The organism is Dickeya zeae NCPPB 2538 (assembly GCF_000406165.1).
Classification (GTDB): Bacteria; Pseudomonadota; Gammaproteobacteria; order Enterobacterales; family Enterobacteriaceae; genus Dickeya; species Dickeya zeae.
Window position 1 is genome coordinate 754,738 of the sequence record NZ_CM001977.1, and the last position, 25,357, is coordinate 780,094.

Annotated in this window: 20 protein-coding genes and 1 pseudogene; 12 read left to right on the plus strand and 9 right to left on the minus strand. The window is 56.5% G+C overall.

The genetic code is table 11. From position 1 onward, the window contains the following. Positions 1-10: 10 nt before the first annotated feature. The 5 genes from DZE2538_RS03475 to nifJ form a co-directional block, all read right to left on the minus strand. A complete protein-coding gene (locus DZE2538_RS03475; protein WP_038915597.1) occupies positions 11-1,615 on the minus strand; it encodes a DHA2 family efflux MFS transporter permease subunit in 1,605 nt (534 codons plus the stop codon). After that, entirely contained in the window at positions 1,602-2,723 is a 1,122-nt protein-coding gene (locus DZE2538_RS03480; RefSeq protein WP_038915598.1) for an HlyD family secretion protein, read from the minus strand. The genes DZE2538_RS03475 and DZE2538_RS03480 overlap by 14 nt, the downstream gene beginning before the upstream one ends. Beyond that, on the minus strand, positions 2,720-3,175 hold the full coding sequence (locus DZE2538_RS03485; RefSeq protein WP_019846216.1) for a MarR family winged helix-turn-helix transcriptional regulator: 456 nt from the start codon (positions 3,173-3,175) through the stop codon (positions 2,720-2,722). Before DZE2538_RS03485 ends, DZE2538_RS03480 begins: the two co-directional genes overlap by 4 nt. Before the next feature lie 309 nt (positions 3,176-3,484). Further along, positions 3,485-4,567, minus strand: a complete 1,083-nt coding sequence (locus DZE2538_RS03490; protein ID WP_038915599.1) for a L,D-transpeptidase family protein — start codon at positions 4,565-4,567, stop codon at positions 3,485-3,487. Between the two features lie 312 nt (positions 4,568-4,879). Further along, complete coding sequence (gene nifJ, locus DZE2538_RS03495) at positions 4,880-8,413, minus strand: pyruvate:ferredoxin (flavodoxin) oxidoreductase (protein WP_038915600.1); 3,534 nt, start codon at positions 8,411-8,413, stop codon at positions 4,880-4,882. Between the two features lie 549 nt (positions 8,414-8,962). Here nifJ and DZE2538_RS03500 point away from each other — a divergent pair. From DZE2538_RS03500 to DZE2538_RS03510, 3 genes are all read left to right on the plus strand, one after another. Then, the gene (locus DZE2538_RS03500) at positions 8,963-9,385 is read left to right on the plus strand and encodes a hypothetical protein (RefSeq protein WP_019846212.1); all 423 of its coding nucleotides are present in this window, start codon (positions 8,963-8,965) and stop codon (positions 9,383-9,385) included. A gap of 180 nt (positions 9,386-9,565) precedes the next feature. Then, positions 9,566-10,111, plus strand: a complete 546-nt coding sequence (locus tag DZE2538_RS03505; RefSeq protein ID WP_038915601.1) for a GNAT family N-acetyltransferase — start codon at positions 9,566-9,568, stop codon at positions 10,109-10,111. A gap of 119 nt (positions 10,112-10,230) precedes the next feature. Beyond that, the gene (locus tag DZE2538_RS03510; RefSeq protein WP_019846210.1) at positions 10,231-10,959 is read left to right on the plus strand and encodes a YnfC family lipoprotein; all 729 of its coding nucleotides are present in this window, start codon (positions 10,231-10,233) and stop codon (positions 10,957-10,959) included. Between the two features lie 207 nt (positions 10,960-11,166). Here DZE2538_RS03510 and DZE2538_RS03515 read toward each other — a convergent pair whose 3' ends face one another. Continuing rightward, positions 11,167-11,406 carry a DinI family protein gene (locus DZE2538_RS03515; RefSeq protein ID WP_012883438.1) on the minus strand — a complete coding sequence of 80 codons (240 nt, stop codon included), beginning with the start codon at positions 11,404-11,406 and terminating at the stop codon, positions 11,167-11,169. Positions 11,407-11,479: 73 nt separating this feature from the next. Next, a complete protein-coding gene (locus tag DZE2538_RS03520; protein ID WP_080638945.1) occupies positions 11,480-11,962 on the minus strand; it encodes a GNAT family N-acetyltransferase in 483 nt (160 codons plus the stop codon). Positions 11,963-12,098: 136 nt separating this feature from the next. On the opposite strand from DZE2538_RS03520, the gene DZE2538_RS03525 reads away from it, so the two are divergent. Together DZE2538_RS03525 and DZE2538_RS03530 are read left to right on the plus strand one after the other, a co-directional pair. Further along, positions 12,099-12,491 (plus strand): VOC family protein, encoded by a 393-nt coding sequence (locus DZE2538_RS03525; protein ID WP_038915602.1) that lies wholly within the window; start codon positions 12,099-12,101, stop codon positions 12,489-12,491. A gap of 20 nt (positions 12,492-12,511) precedes the next feature. Then, positions 12,512-12,796, plus strand: a complete 285-nt coding sequence (locus DZE2538_RS03530; protein WP_019846207.1) for a YciI family protein — start codon at positions 12,512-12,514, stop codon at positions 12,794-12,796. Positions 12,797-12,842: 46 nt separating this feature from the next. On the opposite strand, the pseudogene ddlA reads toward DZE2538_RS03530, so the two are convergent. Both ddlA and DZE2538_RS03540 read right to left on the minus strand, forming a co-directional pair. Next, a pseudogene (ddlA, locus tag DZE2538_RS03535) lies at positions 12,843-13,944 on the minus strand (D-alanine--D-alanine ligase). Positions 13,945-14,284: 340 nt separating this feature from the next. Beyond that, a complete protein-coding gene (locus DZE2538_RS03540) occupies positions 14,285-15,142 on the minus strand; it encodes a MurR/RpiR family transcriptional regulator (protein WP_023638964.1) in 858 nt (285 codons plus the stop codon). A 311-nt stretch (positions 15,143-15,453) separates the two neighbouring features. On the opposite strand from DZE2538_RS03540, the gene DZE2538_RS03545 reads away from it, so the two are divergent. The 7 genes from DZE2538_RS03545 (at position 15,454) to DZE2538_RS03575 (ending at position 25,287) form a co-directional block, all read left to right on the plus strand. Beyond that, positions 15,454-16,965, plus strand: a complete 1,512-nt coding sequence (locus tag DZE2538_RS03545) for a CoA-acylating methylmalonate-semialdehyde dehydrogenase (protein WP_019846204.1) — start codon at positions 15,454-15,456, stop codon at positions 16,963-16,965. Between the two features lie 27 nt (positions 16,966-16,992). After that, positions 16,993-18,924 (plus strand): 3D-(3,5/4)-trihydroxycyclohexane-1,2-dione acylhydrolase (decyclizing), encoded by a 1,932-nt coding sequence (iolD, locus tag DZE2538_RS03550; protein WP_038915604.1) that lies wholly within the window; start codon positions 16,993-16,995, stop codon positions 18,922-18,924. Between the two features lie 529 nt (positions 18,925-19,453). Continuing rightward, entirely contained in the window at positions 19,454-20,440 is a 987-nt protein-coding gene (gene iolG / locus DZE2538_RS03555; RefSeq protein WP_038915605.1) for an inositol 2-dehydrogenase, read from the plus strand. Between the two features lie 102 nt (positions 20,441-20,542). Beyond that, positions 20,543-21,481, plus strand: coding sequence for a substrate-binding domain-containing protein (locus tag DZE2538_RS03560; RefSeq protein WP_019846201.1), 939 nt, complete (start codon positions 20,543-20,545; stop codon positions 21,479-21,481). 56 nt (positions 21,482-21,537) lie between these two features. Continuing rightward, complete coding sequence (locus DZE2538_RS03565) at positions 21,538-23,085, plus strand: sugar ABC transporter ATP-binding protein (protein WP_038913203.1); 1,548 nt, start codon at positions 21,538-21,540, stop codon at positions 23,083-23,085. A 16-nt stretch (positions 23,086-23,101) separates the two neighbouring features. Beyond that, positions 23,102-24,136 carry an ABC transporter permease gene (locus tag DZE2538_RS03570; RefSeq protein WP_023638968.1) on the plus strand — a complete coding sequence of 345 codons (1,035 nt, stop codon included), beginning with the start codon at positions 23,102-23,104 and terminating at the stop codon, positions 24,134-24,136. A 17-nt stretch (positions 24,137-24,153) separates the two neighbouring features. Further along, positions 24,154-25,287 (plus strand): Gfo/Idh/MocA family protein, encoded by a 1,134-nt coding sequence (locus tag DZE2538_RS03575; protein ID WP_038915606.1) that lies wholly within the window; start codon positions 24,154-24,156, stop codon positions 25,285-25,287. Positions 25,288-25,357 lie beyond the last annotated feature (70 nt).

Genomic DNA, 25,357 nt, shown 5'->3' on the forward strand with positions numbered 1-25,357 from the left:
ATTCACAGAGTCATGAGGGGGCTTTTGCCGTCTCTGCCTGCGAGGTTGGGGTCAGTACCGGACGAGGTCGTATAAACCAGGCGGGGACTATCGCCAGAAAAAAGAACAGCGCCACCATGAAAAAGCCGTCCAGATAAGCAAACATTTGTGCCTTGGGCGTTAACATGGATTCCAGATACGTCATGATCCCCGGGTTGATGTGAGTACTGAGTGGATCGCCAAGCGGGTTACCGCCGTGACCAAACAACAGGCTAAGCTGACGAATAGCATCGGTACTGCGGATATTATCCAGCGTGAGTGATTGCGCCAGCATCTGGCCGTGAAAGGTGGCGCGTCGCTCAATAAATACCGACAGCAGGTTGACCCCCATCGCGCCGCCTAACTGGCGGACAAAATTGAGGCTGCCTGCGCCTTGCGCCAGTTGCGCTGGTGGCAGTGCCCGCAACGCACCGGCGTTCATGGCAGGTAGCATGACCCCCAGCCCAATACGCCCAATGACTATCCACCAGGCCATGGTCCAGAATGGCGTATCGGTATCTGCTTCGCTGGATAACCAGCAGGATAGTCCAAACAGGGCTAAGCCTGAAATTACCAGCAGATGAGGCTTGAGCTTGTCGCTGAGCGAGCCCGCCAGTGGGAACACCATACCGAGCGCCAGCCCGGCTGGCATCAGCAACAGACCGGAGCGGGTCGGGGTATACCCTTGAATGCTTTGTACAAACAGCGGGATGATATACGTCGAACCGTAGATACCGGCACCCAATGCGAACGCCACGACACAGCCAGAGGTAAATGCCGGGTTCGCGAACACCCGCAGGCTGAGTAACGGGTACGGTGTGGTGAATTCACGGATAATAAAGGCCAGTGTGGCTATCACGGCGGTGGTGAGCAGGCAGAGAATGAAAAAGGAGTCCCAGCCTTCGCGCTGCCCATTGGATAACCCGGCCAACAGTGAAGTCAGCGCGATGACCAGTAGAATAAATCCCAATGTATCGAAACGACGCGGTGTATTTGTCGTTTGCGTGCTTTTCGCGGGCAAGATAATCCATGCCGCAGCGATCCCGGCCAGACAGAACGGGACGACTACCATAAAGACGGCGCGCCAGTCGAGCTGGTCAACCATCAAGCCGCCAGCGGCTGGCCCCAGTGCCGGTGCCAGCACCACCCCGACACCGTAAATCCCCATCGCTTTGCCACGTTCTGATACCGGAAAAACCTGTGAAATGATGATCATCGCCAACGGTTGGATCAGCCCGCTGGCGCTACCCTGAAGAATACGAGCCAGGATCACTTCGGTACTGCTCTGGCTGAAGGTACCTAGCAGGCTACCTGCGATGAACACCGCCAGTGAACCGACGTAAGTGGCGCGGTAACCAAAGCGCTCCAGCATCCAGGCGGTGATCAGCATGGTCGCGGTCATTGAGGCCAGAAAGGCGGTGGACAGCCACTGTGCCTGATCCTGACCCATACCGAATGCCCCCATGATGTCACGCATTGCGACATTGACGATGGTCGCCGTCGCGGTGGTGGCGATAGTGCCCAGCATGATAGTAACCGTCGCCAGCCAGCGGTAGCGGTGACCAAAACGGGCTGCCTGGGCTTCAATCGGCGACATTGATGCTCACTTCCGCCATCAGGCCCGGTTTCAGGCCGTTATCCTGGGAATCCAGCGCGATACGCACCGGGACGCGTTGGGTAATTTTAGTGAAATTGCCAGAAGGATTAGGGCTTGGCAGCAATGCAAACTGGTTGGTGGCTGCATCGCCAACCCGGATGACATGGCCGCTGAAATGCTTGTCCGGGTAAGCATCGACCTGAATATCGACACGTTGACCGACCCGTACCCGACCAATGGCTGTTTCTTTGATGTTAGCCTCGACCCACAGGTTACGCGGATCGTGTACCAGCATGATCCACTGGCCGGTTTGTGCGTAACTGCCCACATTGACGATGGTACGATCCACGACGCCGTCTACCGGGGAGCGTAACGCCCGGTCGGCGATCTCCTGTTTGATCTGATCGACTTGCGCTTGCAACGCGATGCGCTGCTGGCGCTGCATCTCTATCTGCCTGTCGAGCACCTGCAGTGTGTTGCGCTGTGCTAAGGCGTTGTTCAGATCGGCTTGCTGCGCTGTACGCTGGGCTTCGGCTTCACGTAGCTCGCTCTGGCGTTGCAACAGCAGGGTGTGCGATTCGTCCCAGGTTTTACGGGCGGTCAGGTTACTCTTCAGTAATTGATCGTCGCGCTGAAAATTGTTCTGGGCCAGGGTGAGCTGATAACCGGCGTTACTGACGGCGGAGTCATTGGATGCCAGTTTGGCCCGCGCTTGATCCAACGCCGCCTGCGTCGTGAGGTCGGTGACCTGACGCTGGGTCTGGCTGTAGGTAATTTGCGCCTCCGCTGCGGCCAGATTGCCTTCCTGCTCCGCCAGTCGCAGACGGGCGTCGCGATCGTCGATTTGTGCCAGTAACTGGTCTTTGTGGATGACATCGCCGTCGATGACCGGGCGGGCTGTCACCCAACCGTCTTCACGGCTGGCCAGCGAGATCACTTCCCCCATGACACGGGCATCTGTTTCGCTGATGTGTGTAAAACGCTGGTGAAACCAATAGGCCAGCATCAACAATGCCAGCAACAGCAGAGTGGTGCCGGTCAGCAAAAAAGTACGCTGACGCTGGCTAAGACGGCGAAATCCCGCCAGTTTAGATAAGTGATGGTTCATGAGTGGCTGTTTTCGTTGCGGGAGAGATTAGCAATAACCTGATCGACAATCCGGCTGACCTGTTGAATATCCTGCTCTGATACCCCGGCCAGCGCCTGATTGCGCACCTGCCCGGCGATAGACTCCACCTTTTTCACTTGTTCCTGCCCGAGTGCGGTGAGATGAATTTCGCGAAAACGGCGGTCATGGCCTTCCCGACGTTCAATAAGCCCCTGTTTTTGTAGATTATCCAGTATTCGCACCACCGCGGAGGCATCCAGTCCCAAGGCTTCGGCCAGCGCTTTTTGATGAGTGAACGTTTCTTCGCGGGCAATAAACAGCAAGGGCAGCCAACTGGCCTGGGTTAAGCCGAAGGGCTGTAATTCCCGATCAATGACCCGGCGCCACAGACGGGTAGTCTGCCCCAGTTGGATGGCGAAACGTCGGCGGGCTGAAGATTCTGTCTGTGACATGATAAGTTCCGTTTGAATAGATGACAGTGTCATTAGTTAACAAGTCAATTAATGATAAGTCAATTGATTTTGCGCGGTGTGGACGAAATAACCAGGCAGTTGATTGATAAGGTGTGTTCGGGTGATATCGCTGGATGGCGGGGCGGTTTTTTAATGAATGTGTCAGGTAATGAGCGTGAGCGGGGGGAACCCGAGGACAGCATCAGAGAATAAGGCATGGCCGGATGAAGACGACTAGCGAAGAAGGCGCTGGTTGAAAACAAACAGGGCAGCTTACGCCGCCCTGTGAAAAGCATTTACCCGTAGGTATCAGGATTTGCTGCTGTCAGCCGCAGCAGCCTGATTGGCGTCGGTGACGACAGGCTGAGCCTGAGGCGCTGCAGGTTGTGCGTTATCCGGTGTACTGGTCTGCTGAATAGCCGGTGCCTGCGGAGCGGCAGGCGCAGCGGGTGCGATCGGGGCGATGTTTTCATCGGTACCGTTCACTTTCGTCGGCATACCAGAACGGTTCTGCAGTGCCTGGTCAATTGCGCTTTCGCTGACGCTGGCGTCAGACAGTACTTTGGCGACGACCGGGCTCAGCTGCAGCGGGGCTGGCGTGTCAGAGTTGAACTCAGCTTCGGTACGAGACAGTGGGTTGTGTACTTCAACATACCGTGAACCATCAGGTTCCACAGTGGCTTTCACCGGTTCGTTGATGAACTGAACGCGGGTACCGACCGGAACGTGTTCAAACAGGTATTTGATGTCTTTATCACGCAGACGAACGCAACCGTGGCTGACGCGCAGGCCGATACCAAAGTTAGCGTTAGTACCGTGAATAGCGTACAGCTTACCGATGTACAGCGCATACAGCCCCATCGGGTTATCCGGACCTGCCGGGTAAACCTGAGGCAGGTATTCGCCGCGAGCTGCGTATTCCGCATGCATGGCGGCAGTCGGTGTCCAGGTCGGACGCTCTTTCTTACGTTGTACCGACGTCACCCAGTTGATCGGGGTATCTTTGCCGAGCTGGCCAATACCAATCGGCAAGACCACCACGGTTTTGGAACCTTTCGGGTAATAATACAGGCGCATTTCGGCACTGTTGATCACGATGCCTTCGCGCGGTGCGTCGGGGAGAATCAGTTGCTGCGGCACCGTCATGGTGGTGCCCGGTTTCGGCAGATAGACATCAATGCCGGGGTTGGCTTCCAGCAGGTTGCTCAGACCCATCTGATACTGGGCGGCAAAGTGCTCCAGCGCATCGGTGCTGCCGCTGGGAATCGTAACTTGGATGTTTTCTCCTACCAGCCGACTATTCGGAGCTGGCAATGGATAAACTACGGCGAGTGCTGTCTGGCTGAAGGCAGCCGCCGCCACAACTAACGTCAGGATCGCGCGAATACTCATTTTCATATCTTTGTTGAGTGTTAAAAGCCATTGCGGCAAAGGAATTGTTGTTATCCGGATCATAAAGCCCGGATGCGCATTATATGTGCAGAAGGTCGGCAGGAAAACCAGATGTACAATCCATTACATTATATCCCACTCATATTTCAGGCTACTGACGTGTTGGAGCAGGAAATAGGGCGACGGATGAAGGATACGAACAAAAAAATCGAATAAGTGTCGTCAGGCGTGGTTGGTTAAAAAAACACCGGGAGTGATTTTGTCACTCCCGGTGGTGAACGGCGAGGAAGGTGGTACTGTTTTCGCGCGTTTCTATTCCTGTGCGTTTTTCTCTGCTTTGCCTGCCAGCAAGCTCAGGAAGTCATAGCGGCGGCGCAAGTCAGCTTCGGCTTCTTCATACAACCGTGCTGCTTCTTGCGGTTGCTGTGTATTGAGCCGACGGAAACGTTGCTCGTTGAGCAGGGTTTCGTTCAGGCTGGCTGATGGTGGACGGGAATCTGTCACCAGTGCCGGTTTCCCTTCTGCTGTACGGCGTGGATCGAAGCGGTACAACGGCCAGAAGCCGGTGGCGGTCAACTGACGCATTTGGTCGTGGCTAAATGCCAGGTCGTAGCCGTGCTCTTCGCAAGGGCTGTAGGCAATGATCAGGGAGGGGCCCGGCCAGGCTTCCGCTTCCTGAATCGCTTTCACTGTTTGGTTCAACTGAGCCCCCAGTGAAATTTGCGCCACATAGACATGGCCGTACATCATGACAGTGACGCCGAGGTCTTTGCGTGCTTTGCGTTTGCCGTGCTCACCAAACTTGGTGACGGCACCGAGCGGGGTGGCTTTAGATTGCTGACCGCCGGTGTTGGAATAGCACTGGGTGTCCAGTACCAGCACGTTGACGTTTTCCGACAGACTCATCACGTGGTCAAGACCGCCGTAGCCGATATCGTAAGCCCAACCGTCACCACCAATCAGCCAGATGGATTTATCCACCAAATGATCGGCATCAGCGGCCAACTGACGGGCATCGGCGCTGTCGATGGCGCTGAGCGACTGACGCAAGCGGGCAATCTGCTCGCGTCGTACATCGGCAGCAACCGATTCTTCCAGCAGGTCGGCCACCAGCTCAGCAGGCAGTTGAGGCTTAAGTTCAGCCAGCAGACGCAGCGCGCGCTGACGGTGCTGGTCGACGCTCAGACGGAAGCCCAGGCCGAATTCGGCGTTGTCTTCAAACAGCGAGTTGGCCCAGGCTGGTCCACGGCCGTTAGCGTCGGTGGTCCAGGGGGTTGTTGGCAGGTTGCCGCCGTAAATCGAGGAGCACCCGGTCGCGTTGGCAACCAGCAGTCGATCGCCATACAACTGGGTCAGCAACTTGATGTACGGGGTTTCGCCGCAACCGGAGCAGGCCCCGGAATACTCGAACAGCGGTGTGATCAACTGCGAGGTACGAATATCGATGCGTTCCAGTTTGCTGCGGTCAATTTCCGGCAGCTTGAGGAAGAAATCGTAATGGGTTTTCTCGGTCGCCACATGTTCCAGACGCGGTTCCATGTTGATGGCTTTGATTTCTGGATTTTGGCGATCTTTCGCTGGACAGACTTCCACGCACAGATTACAGCCGGTGCAGTCTTCCGGCGCGACCTGTAACACATACTTCTGACCACGCATGTCACGCGCTTTCACGTCCAGCGACTGCAACGACGCCGGTGCATCAGCCATCGCCTCGGCGGGCACTACTTTGGCGCGAATGGCGGAGTGCGGGCAGGCGGCCACGCAGTGGTTACATTGGGTACACAGCTCTGGCTTCCACAGCGGGATAGCTTCGGCGATGTTGCGTTTTTCCCACTGTGTTGTGCCGACAGGCCAGGTCCCATCCGGTGGCAGGGCGGAAACCGGCAGGCTGTCGCCCAGACCGGCCAACATGGCGGCGGTAACGGTTTTGACGAAATCAGGTGCCGCGTCGGAGACGACCGGTGGGCGGCATGCGCTTTGGGGATTGACCGGCTCAAGTGCGACGGCCTCCAGTGCATCGAGTGTCGCGTCCAGTGCCCGCCAGTTGCGCTCTACCAGTTCCTGGCCTTTGTTGCCATAGCTACTGGCGATAGCCGCGCGCAGCTTATCTTGCGCATCGCCGCCCGGCAGGATTTGTGTCAGATGGAAGAACGCCATTTGCATCACGGTGTTGATGCGTGCGCCCAACTGGCATTCACGCGCGATTTTCGCCGCATTGATGCAGTACACCCGCGCCTGACGCTGATTCAGACCGGCCTGCACTTCCTGTGGCAGTCGATGCCACAGATCGTCAGCGCTGTATGGCGAATTGATAAGGAAGATACCGCCTGTCTTGAGGCGATCCACCATGCTGTATTTGTCGATGAACTGCCACTGATGACAAGCCACGAAATCAGCCTGCTCAATCAGATAAGCAGAGTGAATCGGGTGCGGGCCGACACGCATGTGCGATACCGTCAGGCTACCGGCTTTTTTGGAGTCGTAAACGAAATAGCCTTGAACGAACAGCGGGGTCGAGTTGCCGACGATTTTGATCGAGTTCTTGGCAGCCGAAACGGTGCCATCGCTGCCAAGCCCGTAGAACAGCGCTTCCAGAGACATCTGGGTAGGCATCGGTTGGTCGGACAGCGGCAACGACAGGTGGGTGATATCGTCATAAATACCCACGGTAAAACGCGGTCTGGGGTTGGTAAGCGCCAACTCTTTATACGTCGCTTCAACGCATTGTGGGGTGAACTCTTTTGACGATAACCCATAACGCCCGCCAATCACCTTCGGCATAAGTGGGCGCTCACCTCGTGAAAATGCCTCGGCCAGTGCGGTCATCACATCCAGATACAGCGGTTCAGCCAGCGCACCGGGTTCTTTGGTGCGGTCCAATACCGCGATGGATTGCGCGCTGTGCGGGATGACCGCCAGCAGGTGTTGCGCAGAGAACGGCCGGTACAGCCGCACTTTCACTACCCCCACTTTTTCGCCGCGTGTCAGCAAGGTGTCGATCACTTCTTCGCAGGTACCGACGCCAGAGCCCATCATCACGATAACGCGGGTGGCATCCGGATGGCCGTAGTATTCGAACGGCTGGTACTGACGACCGGTTTCGCGGGCGAAGTCGTTCATGGCCTGTTCCACGTGGCCGAATGCCGCGTTGTACCACGGGTTGGTGGCTTCACGGGCCTGGAAAAAGGTATCGGGGTTCGAGGCGGTGCCACGAATCACCGGACGCTCAGGAGTAAGTGCACGCTCACGGTGTGCGTCAATCGCCGCCTGCGGTAGCAGACTATGTAACTGGGCATCGCTGAGCGGTTCTATTTTGTTGATTTCGTGCGAAGTGCGAAAACCGTCGAAGAAATGAATGAACGGCAGACGGCTATTGAGGCTGGCCATCTGAGAAATCAGCGCGAAGTCCTGTGCTTCCTGCACATTACTGGCGCATAGCATGGCGCAACCGGTCTGGCGTACCGCCATCACATCTGAATGGTCGCAGAAAATCGACAACGCATGGGTAGCCACGGTACGAGCAGCGACATGCAGTACAAACGGCGTTAACTGACCGGCCAGCTTGTACAGCGTTGGGATCATTAACAGCAACCCTTGTGACGATGTAAATGTCGTGGATAACGCACCGGTTTGTAATGCGCCATGTACCGTCGCGATAGCTCCCGCTTCGGATTGCATCTCGATGACGCGCGGCGTATCTCCCCATATATTTTTACGTTCATCGCTCGACCAGGCTGCGGCTTGTTCGGCCATGGTAGAACTGGGGGTAATAGGGTAGATAGCGATAACTTCATTGGTGCGCCAGGCGACTGAGGCGACTGCGTTATTACCGTCGGTGGTAATCATGATTAAACCTCCTTGCTGAAGGATGGCCCGACAAGACAAAGACGGCCATTATCAACATTCAGCGGGTTTTGTTGACCGATTATAGCGCACTGGGTTGTTGCAAGATGTGTATGGCGTGCAGGCGCAGTAGCATAGGGTGGGAAATAATACCAGCTAAAAACGGGCTTGTGCAGTTTTGTGAACGATGGTCATACCATCAATTTTACCGGTGTCGCATTCTTATCAGGAATATAAGCGCAGCGATAAAAAATAATATTAATGTATCGTTAATAGAATTAGGGTGTAGTGGTGGGTAACAGGCGCTGACCAGGGCGCGTGTTACCGGGTCAGTGTAAAAATTCGGCGTTTGCCTGCAAAGCAGGAAATGCCAGTGGAAGGATAGGCATCTGCGCCTATGCTGAAATAAAGCACCGGGCCTGCTGATGCGGGGGATAACGGCAGACAGGCAGGAAAATCCCAGACGCGACCATTAAGGAAATCTGTTTATACCTCAGGGATAGCCTTCGCGCGCTTCGGGTTGATTATCGACTTTGACGAAGGAATAGCACTATGTTTAACGATCTGAGAGACAAAATGATTTCGGTATTAACCCGAATTCGTGAAAGGGGTTATGGGCCGGAAGATGCCATCAATCATATTGTTCAATCGCTGGGTAGTCGCTATAGCGATGTATCCAAGGTCAATGTGCTGACCTCGAAACTGATAGCCGATGTGATTTATTCGACCTATCAGGATGAAACGTCACCACTGGAGATTGCCGCTATCATCCGTATGCTTGGCTATGCTAACCGGGATGTTGTAGGTGGAATTCATGAACAGTTTCCGCAACTGACGCCAGAAGAGGTCGGTCGGCTATTACTGAGTGAAAAGGTTTACCCCAAAACTGACCGCGCCTCTTTTATCGCTGCCATGACTTACGGCGGGTATTCCCGCGAAGAGAGTGAACAGGCGGCTAAAAGCCTGTATTCCTGAGCCTTGCTGACAAGCGACATCAGCGGCAGGTGATGCTGTGTAGCAAACGGTTATGCTGTATAGCAAACGGTATAGTAAGCCGACGAGATTCGCGTCGGCTGGAACTCTGCTCCGCCATGATGCCACCTAACAGCGCGCCCGTAGACACGATGACGGGAGGCGACTGATGAGGAGAATCTGATGCGGCAACCTACCCTGACCACCGAACATCTTCTGTTGCGACCATTACAGGCGTCAGACGTCACTGATGTCTGCGCTTTGCTTAACAGCACCCCTGATATTTCTGCCATGACCATGTTGATTCCCTATCCTTGTCCACGTGAAACGGTCGCCAACTGGATTACCGATTTGCACAGCAATTGGGAGCAGCGTAAAGGTGTGGCCTACGCCATTTGTTTATCGCAAAACCAGCAGTTGATCGGCTCCATTTCGCTGGTGTCGCTGGATACTGCCCAGCCAGAGATCGGTTACTGGCTGAGTGCTGATTTCCGACGACGAGGATTGAGCACCGAAGCCAGTCGGGCATTATGTCAGTTCGCGTTTAGTCAGTTGGGTATTGCGAAAATCTACGGCTGCCATTTGCCACAGAACGTGGCGTCAGGCCGGGTGTTACTCAAATGTGGTTTCCACTCGCTGGGGATACGTCAGGTGTTGCTGTCATCACGACGCCAGCAGGAAACCGTGGCGGTTTATATGATGCCATCGCCCATGATGGCGACGGCGTGAGTGCTTCTGTCTGGCGATATCCTTATTCTTTCTCAGGAGTGATGGCGCGTTATCTTTATCCTCTCTTTTGGAATTGGCGTAAACTGGCGCGACTTAGCAAGGTATCCAGGGTAAGGACTATGAAACTACACGCCATGGCGCTGGTGGGGGTGGTATTACTGGCAGGGTGTGATCGAAAACCGACGCCTGAGCCGGTGAACCCGGTGTTGGCTGGGCTTTCCAATATTTTTGGTTTTGATGCGCTACGGGGGAAGGTGAAGCACTTTACCCAAACCCAGACCGACGAAGCAGGCAAAGTGACCGCCTATGTGGATGGGACCTTTGATGCCGAAGGGTGCCTTGTGACGTTACGCACCTATCAACCGGCGATGAATTTTGACCTGGATTTGGTGCGAGCGGGGCAGACGCTGTTAGAAAAGAGCGATCGACAAGCGTTGTTTCAACTGACGGAACACTGCCAGTTGGCAAAAACCTCAGATGGTCGCCTGAGCTACCGTTCTGACGATAAACAGGCTATCAGCGAGGTGGTGTATCGCGACCGACCGACGCCGCTGGCGCGTTACCGCTACGATGATGAGGGATTCCCGGTCAGCATGACGTTTGTTTCACCGGAAAATGGTAAGGTGACCCGCGTGGAGATGCAAAGCGATGCGCCGATGCAAAAACGGCTGGATGCCACGGTTATCGTGACAGAAGACAACCAGCAGGTGAGCGTGACCCGTACCACATGCCAGTATGACTCGCATTTTAACCCGCGCGTATGTCAGGTGCTGGTATCAAATGGCAAAGGCGTGGCGCAAACGGTCACCACACTGACGCATACGACCAAAATTGAGTATTACGAATAATCAGTCCCGTCAGATAATGGGTTCGCGATGAGTAGCTGACGTTTGATGAATGCTTCACCGACAGCGAACCTGCGCGGTGTTCGTCTCTCTCATCTTGCCTGTCACGGATTGATGACAGGCGCTGCATTGCTTTTTGTCCATGCCGACTGAGGGTGTCAGAAGCCCCTGTCGGCATGGGATAGATAGTGGTTATTGGATAGACAGTAGTTATTCCTGCACCAGCCATTCGTCGGCTTCATTGAACATGTCTTCGATGATCCGGTTTATGGTGGATTTGTCCTGTTTGCTGGCATTGGAATTGATGGCATTGGCCTGCATCGGTTTTATCTTGATTTCCGCATCAGGAAATACCTTGTGGATCCGTTTGGTGAGTTCGTTTTTTATCTGCTCTGCCGCGTTGGGTAACCCGCTCACGTTTCTCTTATCGTACACCAGCTCTACATACATCAGCCGCATCTCCATGAAAAATACTGGCTAAATATACAGTTTTTATTGCAGGATCCGCAATCGTTTTTTCGGATCACGTACCCAGCCTTTTTTCCATATACACGCTAAGTGGATCGTCGCCGTAGGGCAAAAATGGGCCGCGCAGGTGATAACCATGACGTTGGTAGAGCCGGATAGCCTGTGGTTGATGGATGCCGGTTTCGAGGCGGATGACCTGACACCCAGCCAGAATCGCCTGTTTTTCCAACTGACGCAGTAACTGATCCGCCGCACCGCTGCCACGATAGGTTGGCTCGACATAAATGCGTTTCATCTCACCTTCTCCCGGTTGGCGCAGTACGATAGCGCCGCAACCTACCGCGTGCCCGTCACGGTGGCGGATCACCAGAAAAATCAGTTCGTCAGCGGCCAGTGTGCGCAAATCGGTAAAGTGGCAGCACTCTGGCGGATACAGCGTCGATTGATAAGCATCCAGTTTTTCCAACAGCGTCAGAATGTCCGGCTGATCAACGGCCTCTGGCCGGATGGTAAACAACGGCGTGCAATGTGTGGGCATCACGGGCTCCCGGGTAACCAGTCATCGACGTACTATTTCATATAATACCATGATAAAAAAGGGGAATAAGCAACATGGCCGCCAGGGGGGATTCGTGATATCACTGTCTTTGCCATCAACGGAAAAGGAGTGGCGCATGACCACATTACGGATAGCGCGACCAGTAGCGGACCTGCAACGAAGTGAGCGAATGTACTGTGACGGCATGGGGTTGCAGAAACTTGGCTCGTTTGCGCAACACGATGGCTTTAGTGGTGTTATGCTGGGACAACAGGGACTGGCCTGGCACCTTGAGTTTACCCTTTGTCATACTCATCCGGTCATGCCAGCACCGACGGAAGACGATTTACTGGTGCTGTACATACCTGACCATGAACGCTGGCGAGAGTCCTGCGATCGTATGGTGCAGGCCGGCTTCAGCGTGGTGGCGTCATTTAATCCTTATTGGGAGCGGCAGGGGAAGACTTTCCGTGATCCCGACGGTTACCGGGTGGTGCTGCAGCAAGGGCGCTGGCCAAATACCGATTAATAACGAAGAGAAGAGTAACCATGTATATCATCAGTCTGACATACCATGCGCCGCTGGATGATGTGGAAACCTTGTTGGAACGGCATGTAACCTGGTTGAAGCGAGGATATGAACAAGGCCTGTTTGTGGCTTCCGGACGTAAAAACCCGCGTACTGGCGGTGTTATTCTGGCCAAAAGTGTCGCACGAGAAGAACTGGAGGCGTTTCTTGAACAGGATCCGTTCCAGGCGGTAGCAAATTACGATGTTATCGACTTCCAGCCATCCATGACGGCTGAGGCTTTCGCCCCACTGAGTCGTATCTGAGTTAACAGGCTCCGGCAGGCGTCGTGCGCGTACCGGAGCAGCACCCTCAGGCGTGTACTGAGCTTTGCAGGTTACTGTCTTGCGCGTGGCGCTCCAGCGCCAGTTCGATCAGTTGCGTGATCAGGCTGGTGTAGTCAAGACCACTGGCTTCCCACAATTTGGGATACATACTGATGTTAGTGAAGCCGGGCAAGGTGTTGACCTCGTTGACGACAACCTGCTGGTCCGGTGTCAGGAAGACGTCTACCCGCGCCATACCCTGACACTCTAATGCCTGGAACGCTCGCAAGGCGATGTCGCGAATATGCTGGTGTACGTCGTCGTCCATTTCCGCCGGGATAGCCACAGCGGCACCGTCTTCGTTGATGTACTTGGTGTCGTAGGAATAGAATTCGTCATGCAACACGATTTCGCCGCAGACACTGGCTTTCGGGTAGTCATTACCCAGCACCGCACACTCAATTTCCCGCCCGACAATCGCCGATTCCACCAACACTTTATGGTCATAACGGAACGCCAGCTCGACAGCGTGTTCGAATTCCGCCTGATTGCGCACCTTGCTGACGCCGACGGACGACCCCTGATTGGCGGGTTTGACGAACAGCGGCAAACCGAGCTCGGCGGTCACACTGTCGTAAGGATGGCGGGCGCGGTTGGCACGGGTCAGGGTGACGAACGGAGCAACCTGCAATCCAGCGTCGCGCAACAGACGTTTGGTGACGTCTTTATCCATGCTGACGGCGGAACCCAGCACGCTGCTGCCGACAAACGGGATATTCGCCATACGCAGCAAACCCTGCAAGGAGCCGTCTTCGCCCAGCGTACCGTGAACGATGGGGAAAATAACGTCAATCTGCGACAACGCGCTGGCGCTGGCTGTATCGATCAACTGATGGTGGGTTTGTCCTGGGATCAGCGCCACATTCTGACTGGAACGGTTCAGGGCGATCAACGCTGGATTATCGGCGTTGAGCAGGTAGTTGGAGGCGTCGTTGACGTGCCATTCCCCTTGCTTGTCGATGCCCAGCAACACCACATCGAACCGCGTTTTATCAATGGCATCCACAATATTTTTTTGCGGACTGCAGTGACACTTCGTGCTCAGAGGATTTACCACCAAAAACCACGCCAACCCGAATTTTACTCATATCACTCTTTCCGTTATGGGATCGTTTTCTGTTATTAGGATCATTGAACTGTCTGGCACCTAATGGGACAGGCTCTAAGTCAAACGTCTTGATCTGTGGGTGCAAGAGTATCACTTCATACCGCGAGGCGGGACTTTTTTCAGGTCACTGGGCGCTGTCTTTTTCAGTGGTGATGCAGAATTAACCCATATGAAAGAAAGGGCGTAAAAAGAGAGGGGGGCGAACCTGATTTCACATCGTTTGCTACAGTCGCGGCGTGAGGTATGAGAGCGTCAACCAGGGATGATGAACCTGACTGCCGGGAGGGCGACCCGGCTGAAATTTCTCTCGTCGGTGCCGATCAGGCACTTTTTTGCCCTTCTTCACGTTGACGCAGGCTGTTGCCCTGGCGGTAAGCCAGCGACACCATCAGCGATTGCACCAGACACAGCGTGGCGGACTGGGAGCGAAAGGCATCGACCTGCGCTTCTTTTACCACGAAGCACAGGTCGCTGAGGGTAGCCAGCGGGCTTAGCTGACTGTCGGTGATCACTATCTGGCGTGCACCGGCGTTGGCGGCCATTTCACTGACCATCACGGTTTCCTGCGCGTAAGGCGAGAAGCTGATGGAGACCACGATGTCTTTGTCGCTCAGGCGGCATAACTGTTCGCGGAACATCCCACCTAGTCCGTTAACCAGCACTGGGCGGCTTTCCAGATGGCTCAGCGCGTAGGAGAGGTAGGTGGCGACGCTGAATGAACGCCGTAGCCCGACGATGTAGATAGTGTCAGCCTGTGCCAACAGGTCGACCGCTTTTTCCAGATCGTCTGGCTGGGTGCGGGCGGCCAGTTGTTGCATCGCCTGTGCGTTGGAACGGGCGAATTCATGCAAAATATCCTGCGGGCGTTCTGGCACCCGGTCTTCCATCTCACGAAATAAGCGCGCCCGGTCGGTATAGCTGGCGGTTTCTTCCACCAGATTCATGCGAAACAGCTGTTTCATTTCATTGAACCCGCTGAAATCGAACGCGTTGGCGAAACGGATCAACGTGGAAGGGGGCACGTCTGCCTGCTCGGCGATCACCGCGACGGTGTCGAACGCTACACTGTTGGTGTTGTCCAGCACATAACGCGCCACCTGCTGCAAACGCTTGCTCAGGGAATCGTACCGTGCGCGGATCTGTTCCTGTAGTTCTCTCAGGCTGGTCGCCATCGCCATAATCGTCTTCTCCGTCATCCCGGCGGGATGCTGTTGATCCGATTCTAGTGAGTTGAACCGGCATTTCAAACCGATTTGTTATTTTTTCGACGAAAAATAGAATGAATAATTCAGTTTTCCCGTACGTCATGAGCGAATGAATTCGCTGAATAACGCGGTTAAATGCCGGTTACCTGACGTTTACCAGAAAATCTATCCTGGATCACAATAATCAACATTTGTTTTATTTCTTATTAAAATGGAATTTTTATTTCATATACAGTAAAGCGGTATTAGCCATCTGTCACCCTAAATCCTGCAGAGGTGTAACCATGGAAACCGTATCCAATTTCATTCATGGCGAGATTGCGCCCAGTCATAGCGGGCGCACCGCACCGGTATTTAATCCTGCGACCGGCGAAGCGATTCGTCAGGTAGCGCTGAGTAGCGCCGACGAAGCAAAGCACGCCATCAGCGCCGCCGCCGCGGCCTTCCCCGACTGGGCGAAGCATTCTCCGCTGCGCCGTGCCCGCATCCTGTTTCGTTTCAAAGCGTTGCTGGAAGAGAACATGAGTACGCTGGCACGGCAGATTTCCGAAGAGCATGGCAAAGTCTACTCTGATGCCGTAGGCGAACTGACCCGTGGGCTGGAAGTGGTGGAATTTGCGTGTGGTATTCCGCATCTGCAAAAAGGCGAGCATTCCGCCAACGTTGGCACCGGTGTGGACAGCCATTCGCTGATGCAGCCGCTCGGGGTGTGCGTGGGGATCACGCCATTCAATTTCCCGGCGATGGTGCCGATGTGGATGTTCCCGATTGCGCTGGCCACCGGTAACACCTTTGTGCTCAAGCCTTCGGAGAAAGACCCGTCGCTGTCGCTGATGCTGGCAACACTGCTGAAAGAAGCGGGCCTGCCGGATGGCGTATTCAATGTCGTGCAGGGCGATAAAGAAGCGGTCGACGTGCTGTTGACCGACCCACGTGTTCAGGCGGTGAGCTTTGTCGGCTCGACACCGGTGGCAGAGTACATCTATCACACCGCATCAGCGCACGGTAAGCGTTGTCAGGCGCTGGGCGGCGCTAAAAACCACTGCATTTTGATGCCGGATGCCGACATGGACATGGCGGCCAGCGCGATCCTCGGTGCGGCATTTGGCGCAGCGGGCGAGCGCTGCATGGCGCTGTCGGTGGTGGTCGCGGTGGGTGATGACACCGCCGAAGCGTTGTGCAGCCGGTTGGAAACGCAGATTGCCGCCATGCGTGTCGGCCCCGGTCTGGTGGACGGGAAAGAAAACGACATGGGGCCGGTGATTTCAGGCCCACATCGCGACAAGATTAGCGGTTATATTCAAAGTGGCGTCGATCAGGGCGCGACGTTGCGCGTCGATGGCCGCGGGCTTCGTGTTTCGGGGCATGAGCAGGGCTATTTCGTCGGCCCAACGCTGTTTGACCATGTCATGCCAGACATGCAGATCTACCGGGAAGAGATTTTTGGCCCGGTGCTGTCGGTGGTGCGCGTGCCGGATTACCACACCGCGCTGACCCTGATTAACCAGCATGAATACGGCAATGGCACGGCGATATTTACCCGCGACGGCGAAACCGCCCGCCAGTTTAGTGAAGAGGTGCAGGCAGGGATGGTTGGGATCAACGTACCGATCCCGGTGCCGATGGCGTTCCACAGTTTTGGCGGCTGGAAACGGTCCATTTTTGGTCCGCTCAATGTACACGGTAACGACGGCGTGCGTTTCTATACCCGAATGAAAACCGTCACCAGTCGTTGGCCTGCCAGCGTGCGTCTGGAACAGCACGCCAGCAGCTTTGTGATGCCGACGCTGGAGTAATTCCACCTGATTTGCGGGAGCAAAACGATGGACACGTTGAAAATGACCATGGCGCAGGCGCTGGTCCGGTTTCTTAATCAGCAATACCTTGAGGTTGACGGTGAAGAAACACCGTTGTTTGCTGGGGTAATGACCATCTTCGGGCACGGTAACGTGCTGGGTATCGGGCAGGCGCTGGAGCAGGACGCCGGGCACCTGCAGGTGCATCAGGGCTGTAATGAGCAGGGTATGGCGCACATCGCGGCGGGATTTGCCAAACAGCACCGGCGGCGGCGAGTGTACGCGGTGACCACCTCGGTGGGGCCGGGGTCCGCCAATCTGGTGACGGCGGCGGCCACCGCGACGGCCAACCGGATTCCTCTCCTGTTGTTGCCGGGAGATCTGTTCGCCAGTCGACAGCCTGACCCGGTGTTGCAGCAGATAGAGCAATATCACGATGCCACCATCAGCACCAATGATTGCCTGCGGCCGGTTTCGCGCTACTGGGATCGTATCAGCCGCCCGGAGCAACTGATGAGCGCGCTGATTAACGCCATGCGGGTACTGACTGACCCGGCGGATACCGGTACGGTAACGCTGTGTCTGCCGCAGGATGTGCAGGCGGAAGCCTGGGATTACCCGCGGTCGTTCTTCCAGCGGCGGGTGCACCATCTGGAACGCCGCCCGCCAGATACCACCCGGCTGGCGCAGGCGGCGGCATTGCTGGCGCGTAAGCACCGCCCGTTGCTGATCTGCGGCGGCGGGGTACGCTATGCCGGTGCGCATGAGGCATTTTGCCAGTTTGCGGAACGTTTCAACCTGCCGTTCGGCGAAACCCAGTCGGGCAAGGGCGCGGTGGTCTCGTCGCATCCGCTGAATGTGGGCGGCATTGGCGTCACTGGCGGGCAGGCTGCCAACCGGCTGGCGGCGCAGGCGGACCTGGTGATTGGTGTCGGCACCCGTCTGACCGATTTCACCACTGCCTCCAAATCGCTGTTCACGCACCCGGAGGTCGAGTTTTTGCTGCTCAACGTGGCGGAGTTCGACGCGTTCAAGCTGGATGCTACTGCGCTGGTGGCTGATGCCCGTGAGGGGCTGACGCAACTGACGCAGGCGCTGGCGACGCAGGGCTATCGCAGTGGCTGGGGGGCGGAGATAGCGCAGGCTCGCGCCGACTGGCACCAAGAGCGCCAGCGGTTGTTTGCACGGCGCGACGACGACGGACAGCCGCTGGAAATTGCCGGGCATCTGGAGGCACAACTGGCGGAGTACCGCGAAACTCTGGGGACCCGTCTGACACAAACCCGGGTGCTGGGACTGCTCAACGACGCGCTGGAAGATAACGCTATCGTGGTAGGTGCAGCCGGGTCGTTGCCCGGCGACCTGCAACGGTTATGGCAGGTGAAAACCTCGGACAGCTATCACCTGGAGTACGGTTATTCCTGCATGGGGTATGAAATCGCAGCGGCGGTGGGTGCGCGGTTGGCTGCACCACAGCAGCCGGTGTACGCCATGGTGGGGGACGGGTCCTATTTGATGCTGCACAGCGAGCTGCAAACTGCGGTGCAAGAAGGCATCAAGGTCACCGTGCTGCTGTTCGACAATGCCGGATTCGGCTGCATCAACAACCTGCAAATGAGTCAGGGGATGGGCAGTTTTTGCACCGAGAACCGTCGGCGTGATCAGGGCAGCGGCAAGCTGACAGGCCCGTTGGTCACGGTAGATTTCGCCCGCAACGCCGAGAGTTACGGTTGTCGGGCGTGGACGGTACGTGATGAGGCGTCGTTGTTACAGGCGGTGCGCGAAGCACAGGCACACCCCGGCCCTTGTCTGCTGGATATCAAGGTGTTGCCGAAAACCATGACCCACGGCTACGACGCCTGGTGGAACACCGGGACCGCGCAAGTCGCGGACAACCCGGCGATTGAAGCCGCCGCGCGTGAGGTGCACTTGCAGCGGACGAAGGCCAGACAGTATTAAGCCTGACGGCGCACTGATGCTTTTGGCGATTTTTCTTACCACTGGAGCCTGATCGTGTTGCCTGGCGCACGATCGGGTCTTTTGCGCTGCATGTGAATAACGCATTCGTCGTGTTTTAACTGGTTAACCGAGGCAGGGTAAGCCGGTCATCTCTTCCCGCTTTTTCATGAAATATTTATTTCATTTCAGTCTGACAAACCGAACCCTGTAGTGATGAGGTTGACAGAGGGGCTGCGCGCACCTCGTGGGTCTCCACTGCCAGTGATTCAGCTATTCTGACGCACTAATACCCTGCCTTCACTGGGTTTTTTCCTGCCTTGCAACACGCCGACGACATGACGGTGGTTTCGTGATTTTGCTAACACTATTTTGCTCATATGTCACCAAAATGTTAGCTGGCACGCAAAAACATAATTTCCAGTTTTACTGAAATTGAAATAAACGTTTTATTGTCTTTACTCTAACAAGCAGAACAGACCCTGACCCCTACAACCAACCAGTGATACCCCAGGGTATCGAGGGAGTAGCCATGTTTAACATCGCTTTACTAGGTGCCGGCCGCATTGGCCAGGTTCACGCCGTCAACATCGCCGAACATCGGGAAACCTGTCTCTATTCGGTGGTTGATCCCAACCTCGCTAACGCGCAGGCGTTGTCTGATAAGTATCAGGCGCGTTTGCAAACCATAGATGAGGCGATGGCTGACCCGGCGGTACACGCGGTGCTGATTGCCTCTGCTACCGACACCCACGCTGACTTGATTGAGCTGGCCGCCCGCCACGGCAAAGCCATCTTCTGTGAAAAACCGGTGCATCTGGATATCGCACGGGTACGCGACTGCCTGAAAGTGGTGGAGCAACAGCAGGTGCCATTGTTCGTCGGGTTTAACCGTCGCTACGACCCGCAATTTCGCCGGGTGAAGACGCTGGCAGGTGAAGGGCGTATCGGCAAGCCGGAATCCCTGATGATTATCTCCCGTGATCCTTCACCGCCGCCTGCCGAGTATGTGCGAGTGTCCGGCGGCATGTTCCGCGATATGACCATCCACGATTTCGACATGGTGCGTTTCATCATGGGCGAAGAGCCGGTTTCTGTGTTTGCACAAGGCAGCAATCTGGTAGACCCGGCTATCGGCGCGGCTGGCGACATTGATACCGCGTTTGTGGTGTTCAAATTTGCTTCCAGTGCGATGGCGACCATTGTTAACAGCCGCCGCTCCGGTTATGGCTACGACCAGCGGCTGGAACTGCACGGCGAACTCGGCGTGTTGAGCGCGGGTAATATCCGCGAAAACCAGGTGGAACACTGGGGCGATGCCGGGTGCCTTGCCGCCAAACCGGAACACTTTTTCCTGCAGCGTTACCGCGACGCCTACGCGGCAGAATGGCGTCATTTCGTTGAGGTGTTGCACGGGCGTACCCGGCCTGAGTGCAGTGGCGTCGACGGTGAGCGGGCGCTGTATCTGGCCGACAAAGCGCTGGAGTCGCTGGCGACAGGGCGTGCGGTTTCGCTCTGACATAACTACAGGGTCTGGCATGGCATCAGGCCCTGGCATCACGACATCAATAACAACATAACCTTACCTTTACACCCAACTAACTGATGCAGAGACAACACCATGAAAAAGATAACCATCCTGGCCGCCGCGATGGCCTTCACGATGTCGTCCGGTCTGGCGCAGGCACAGAACGAACAGATTGTATTCAGTACCCCCAACCTGGCGATGCCTTTTGAAGTCCACATGCAGCGTACTGCGGTCAAGGCCGCCAAAGAGCTGGGCGTGAACCTGCAGGTGTTGGATAGCCAGGGCAGTTCGCCGAAACAGGTGGCCGATCTGGAAAACGCCATCACTCGCGGAGCCCAGGGTTTTATCGTGTCACCGAATGATGTCAACGCAGTGTCCGGTGCGGTAACGGAAATTCAGGATGCCAAGTTGCCGGTGGTGACACTGGACCGCTCGGTGAAGACCGACAAGAAAGTGCCGCACTTCGGCGCGAATAACTACAAAGGTGGTCAGGCGATTGCCGATTTCGTCAAAGCGCGTTTTCCAAACGGTGCCGACATCGTGTTGCTGACCGGTCAGCCGGGGTCGTCATCCAACATCGAACGTACGCAAGGCATCCGCGACAGTCTGAAAGCGGGCGGCAGCAAGTACCGTCTGGTGGCGGATCAGACCGGCAACTGGATGCGTTCTGAAGGGATGCGCATTGTGGAAAGCGTGCTGCCGTCGCTGCCCAAACGTCCACAGGTGATTTTGTCAGCTAACGATGACATGGCACTGGGGGCGATTGAAGCGCTGCAAAGCCAGGGGCTGAAGCCGGGTGATGTCATGGTGACCGGTTTTGACGCCGTCCCGGAGGCGCTGGCGCGTGTGCGTGATGGCTGGATGGCGGTGACCGCTGATCAGCGCCCCGGCTATGCAGTCACGCAAGCGATGACGCAACTGACCAACAATATTCGCACCAAGTCGGCGATCACCGGAGCGGACTACCCACCGACCATGATCACCAAAGACAACCTGAACGATGCGGAACGTATCGGCGAAGCGGGCAAATAAGCGGACACACCACTCACTCACCGGCCGGGAGGCCGGTGATGAAGGAGGGCTATCCCATGACTGAACCCTTACTGGCTATTACCGATCTGGCCAAGAATTTCTCCGGCGTCTGGGCGCTGAACAAAGTGCAACTGACGGTATTGCCGGGGGAAATCCACGCGTTGCTGGGTGAGAACGGCGCGGGAAAATCCACCCTGCTCAAGGCACTGGCCGGGGCGCAACCCCAGACCAGCGGCGATATCCGCTTCAACGGTGAGCTGCTGTCACCGCAGGAGTCGCCGGTAGCACGGCAAAACCGCGGTATCGTCACCATCTATCAGGAATTCAACCTGTTGCCCAACATGACGGTGGCGGAAAATATGTTTCTCGGCCGTGAGTTACAGCGCAACCGGCTGTTTGTCGATGCGCAGGCGGTCAATCAGGAAGCCCGTACGGTACTGGAGTACCTGCAACTGAACATATCGCCGACCACGCAAGTGGCGCGGCTGAGCGTGGCGCAGCAACAGATGGTGGAAATCGCCCGTGCACTGACGCTGAATGCCCGCCTGATTGTGATGGATGAACCCTCCGCCGCGCTGAGCGACAGCGAGGTCGAAAGCCTGCACCGGGTGGTACGTGAACTCAAAGCACGCGGTGTCAGCGTGATTTATGTCACCCACCGGCTGCATGAAGTGTTCCAACTGTGCGACCGCTTCACCGTCTTGCAGGATGGCCGTTACACCGGTTCCGGCAATGTGGCCGACATCGATGTGGCGGGCATCATCCGCATGATGGTCGGGCGCGATGTGGTGTTTACCCGTCGTCCGCCATCAGAAACCCATCACCAGGACAAGCCGGTACGGCTGGCGGTGAAAGGGCTGTGCCGGGAAAAGCCGCCACTCGACCCGCACGGCATCGCACTCGATAACATCGGTTTTCAGGTGCACGAGGGCGAGATCCTGGGGATCGCCGGGCTGGTGGGAGCCGGGCGTACCGAGGTGGCACGCTGCCTGTTCGGTGCTGACCCGTTTACTTCCGGTGAGTTCTGGCTCGACGGCCAGCCTTATCAGCCGGTCGATCCGCTGCACGCGCTGGATCAAGGCATCGCGCTGGTACCGGAAGATCGCAAAAAAGAAGGTGCCGTGCTGGGGCTGTCTATCCGCAATAACCTGTCGCTCTCCAGCCTGTCGTCACTGTTGCGCTGGCGCTACTTCGTTGATACCCGCCGTGAGGACGACCTGATCGAGTCTTACCGGCAGGCGTTGCGCATCAAGATGGTGGATAGCGAGCAGGAGGTGCGCAAGCTCTCTGGCGGCAACCAGCAGAAAGTGATTCTGGCGCGCTGTATGGCGCTCAACCCCCGGGTGTTGATTGTCGATGAGCCGACGCGCGGCATCGATGTCGGCACCAAGTCCGAAGTGCATCAGGTGCTGTTCGATATGGCAAAACGCGGCGTGGCGGTGATCGTGATTTCTTCCGACCTGCCAGAGGTGATGGCGATTTCCGATCGCATCATCACGTTGAGCGAAGGCCGGATGACCGGCGAACTGCACGGCGATGACGCTACGGAAGAGCGGCTGATGACCCTGATGGCCATCTGCCATGACGCACAACAGGCCGCATAACGGAGAGTCTATGAGTATGCAACAACCTTTATCGCGCATTAAATTGCCGACGCCGACCAACGGCCGGGGACGCATCGACCCGATCGCCTTCTTCGAGCGTTTCGGCGTGTTGATTTTCATGATCCTGCTGCTGATCTTTTTTCAGTCGCAGAACAGCAACTTCCTGACGGAACGCAACATCACCAACATTCTTACCGAGGTGTCTATCTACGGCATCATGGCGGTGGGGATGACCTTCGTGATCCTGACGGCGGGTATCGATCTGTCGGTCGGGTCGATTCTGGCGGTGTGCGCGATGACCGCCGCTTATGTGATTAAAGGCGATAACTTCACCACGGTTGATGCACAAGCCTGGGGCGGCATGAGCTGGCTGGTGGGGCTTGGCATCTGTCTGGCGATGGGCACGGCCATCGGCTTTCTGCACGGCTTGGGGGTCACCCGCCTGCGTCTGTCGCCATTCATCGTTACGCTGGGCGGCATGACCATCTGGCGTGGCCTGACGCTGGTTGTCAACGACGGCGCGCCCATCGCCGGGTTTGACCCTGGCTACCGTTGGTGGGGGCGCGGCGAACTGCTCGGCGTTTCCATTCCTATCTGGATCTTCGCGCTGGTGGCGTTGGTCGGCTGGCTGGCGCTGCATAAAACCCGCTGGGGACGCTTCGTGTATGCCATCGGCGGTAATACCGAAGCGGCACGACTGGCCGGGGTGAACGTGCAGCGGGTACTGGTCAGCGTTTACGTGGTGATCGGCATGCTGGCGGGGCTGGCCGGTTTTATTCTCAGCGCACGTTTAGGCAGCGCCGAAGCGGTGGCCGGTATCTCGTTCGAACTGCGGGTGATCGCCTCGGTGGTGATTGGCGGCACCTCGCTGATGGGCGGTTACGGGCGTATCAGCGGCACCATTATCGGTTCCGTCATTATGGGGATCCTGATTAACGGGCTGGTGCTGATGAATGTCTCGGCCTATTACCAGCAGATCATCACCGGGCTGATTATCGTACTGGCGGTGGCGTTTGATACCTACGCCAAAAACCGACGTGGTGCACTCTGACAGCGGGAGCGACAGTCATGAAACAGGTTCGAATTGGTCTTATCGGCACTGGTTACATCGGCCGCGCTCATGCCATCGCTTATGCGCAGGCACCGGTGGTGTATCCGCTTAAAGGGCAACTGGTGCGTGAAATGCTGGCGGAAGTCTCGCCAGCGCTGGCAGAGCAACGCGCGCGTGAGATGGGTTTTGCCCGTTTCACCAGTGACTGGCAGGAACTGGTGGCCGACCCAGCCATCGACGTGGTGGATATCTGCGCGCCTAACTTTTTGCACCAGACCATGGCGATGGCGGCGATTCGCCACGGCAAACACGTCTATTCGGAAAAACCGCTGGCGCTGAATGCCGCCGAAGCACGCGAGATGGTGGATGCCGCGCGTCAGGCTGGGGTGAAAACGCTGGTCGGGTTTAACTACATGAAAAACCCGGCAGCACAGCTGGCGAAAGAGATTATCGCCCGCGGTGAAATCGGCGAGGTGACCCATTTCTATGGCACCCACAATGAAGACTATCTGGCCGACCCGAATAAACCGGCGGACTGGCACTGCTTCCGGCACACCGCCGGGTTGGGTGCACTGGGCGACGTGGGGGCGCACATCGTCAATATGGCGCACTACCTGGTGGGTGAGATTGCTGAGGTATGCGGCGATCTGCACACGGTGGTGCCGCAGCGTCCGGTGAGTGTCGGGAGTGCGGATCGAGTCACGGTGGAAAACGAGGATCAGGCCCATGCCATGGTGCGTTTCGCCAGCGGCGCACGCGGGGTGATTGAAGCCTCGCGAGTGGCCTGTGGCCGCAAAATGGGGCTGAGTTATGTCGTTACCGGCACCCGTGGTGCCATCAGCTTTACCCAGGAGCGGATGGCGGAACTGAAGCTCTATCGGCATGACGACCCGGTAAACCGGCAGGGGTTCCAAACCTTGTTGATTGGGCCGCAGCACCCGGAATACGCCGCGTTTTGCGCCAGCGCCGGGCATGGCATCGGCTTTAACGATCAGAAAACCGTCGAGGTACGCGATCTTATCGACGGCATCGCCGCCGACCAGCCACTGTGGCCCGATTTTGAAGAGGGCTGGCGAGTCTCCCGGGTGTTGGACGCGATTGTGTTGTCGCATCAGGCTGCGCGCTGGGTGGCGGTACATGAGGTGGGATAAGTGGAATAAGTGGGATAACCGTCGGGCCGACGTGTTGTCGATTTCCCTTTTTGGCTGACAGGAATGGACG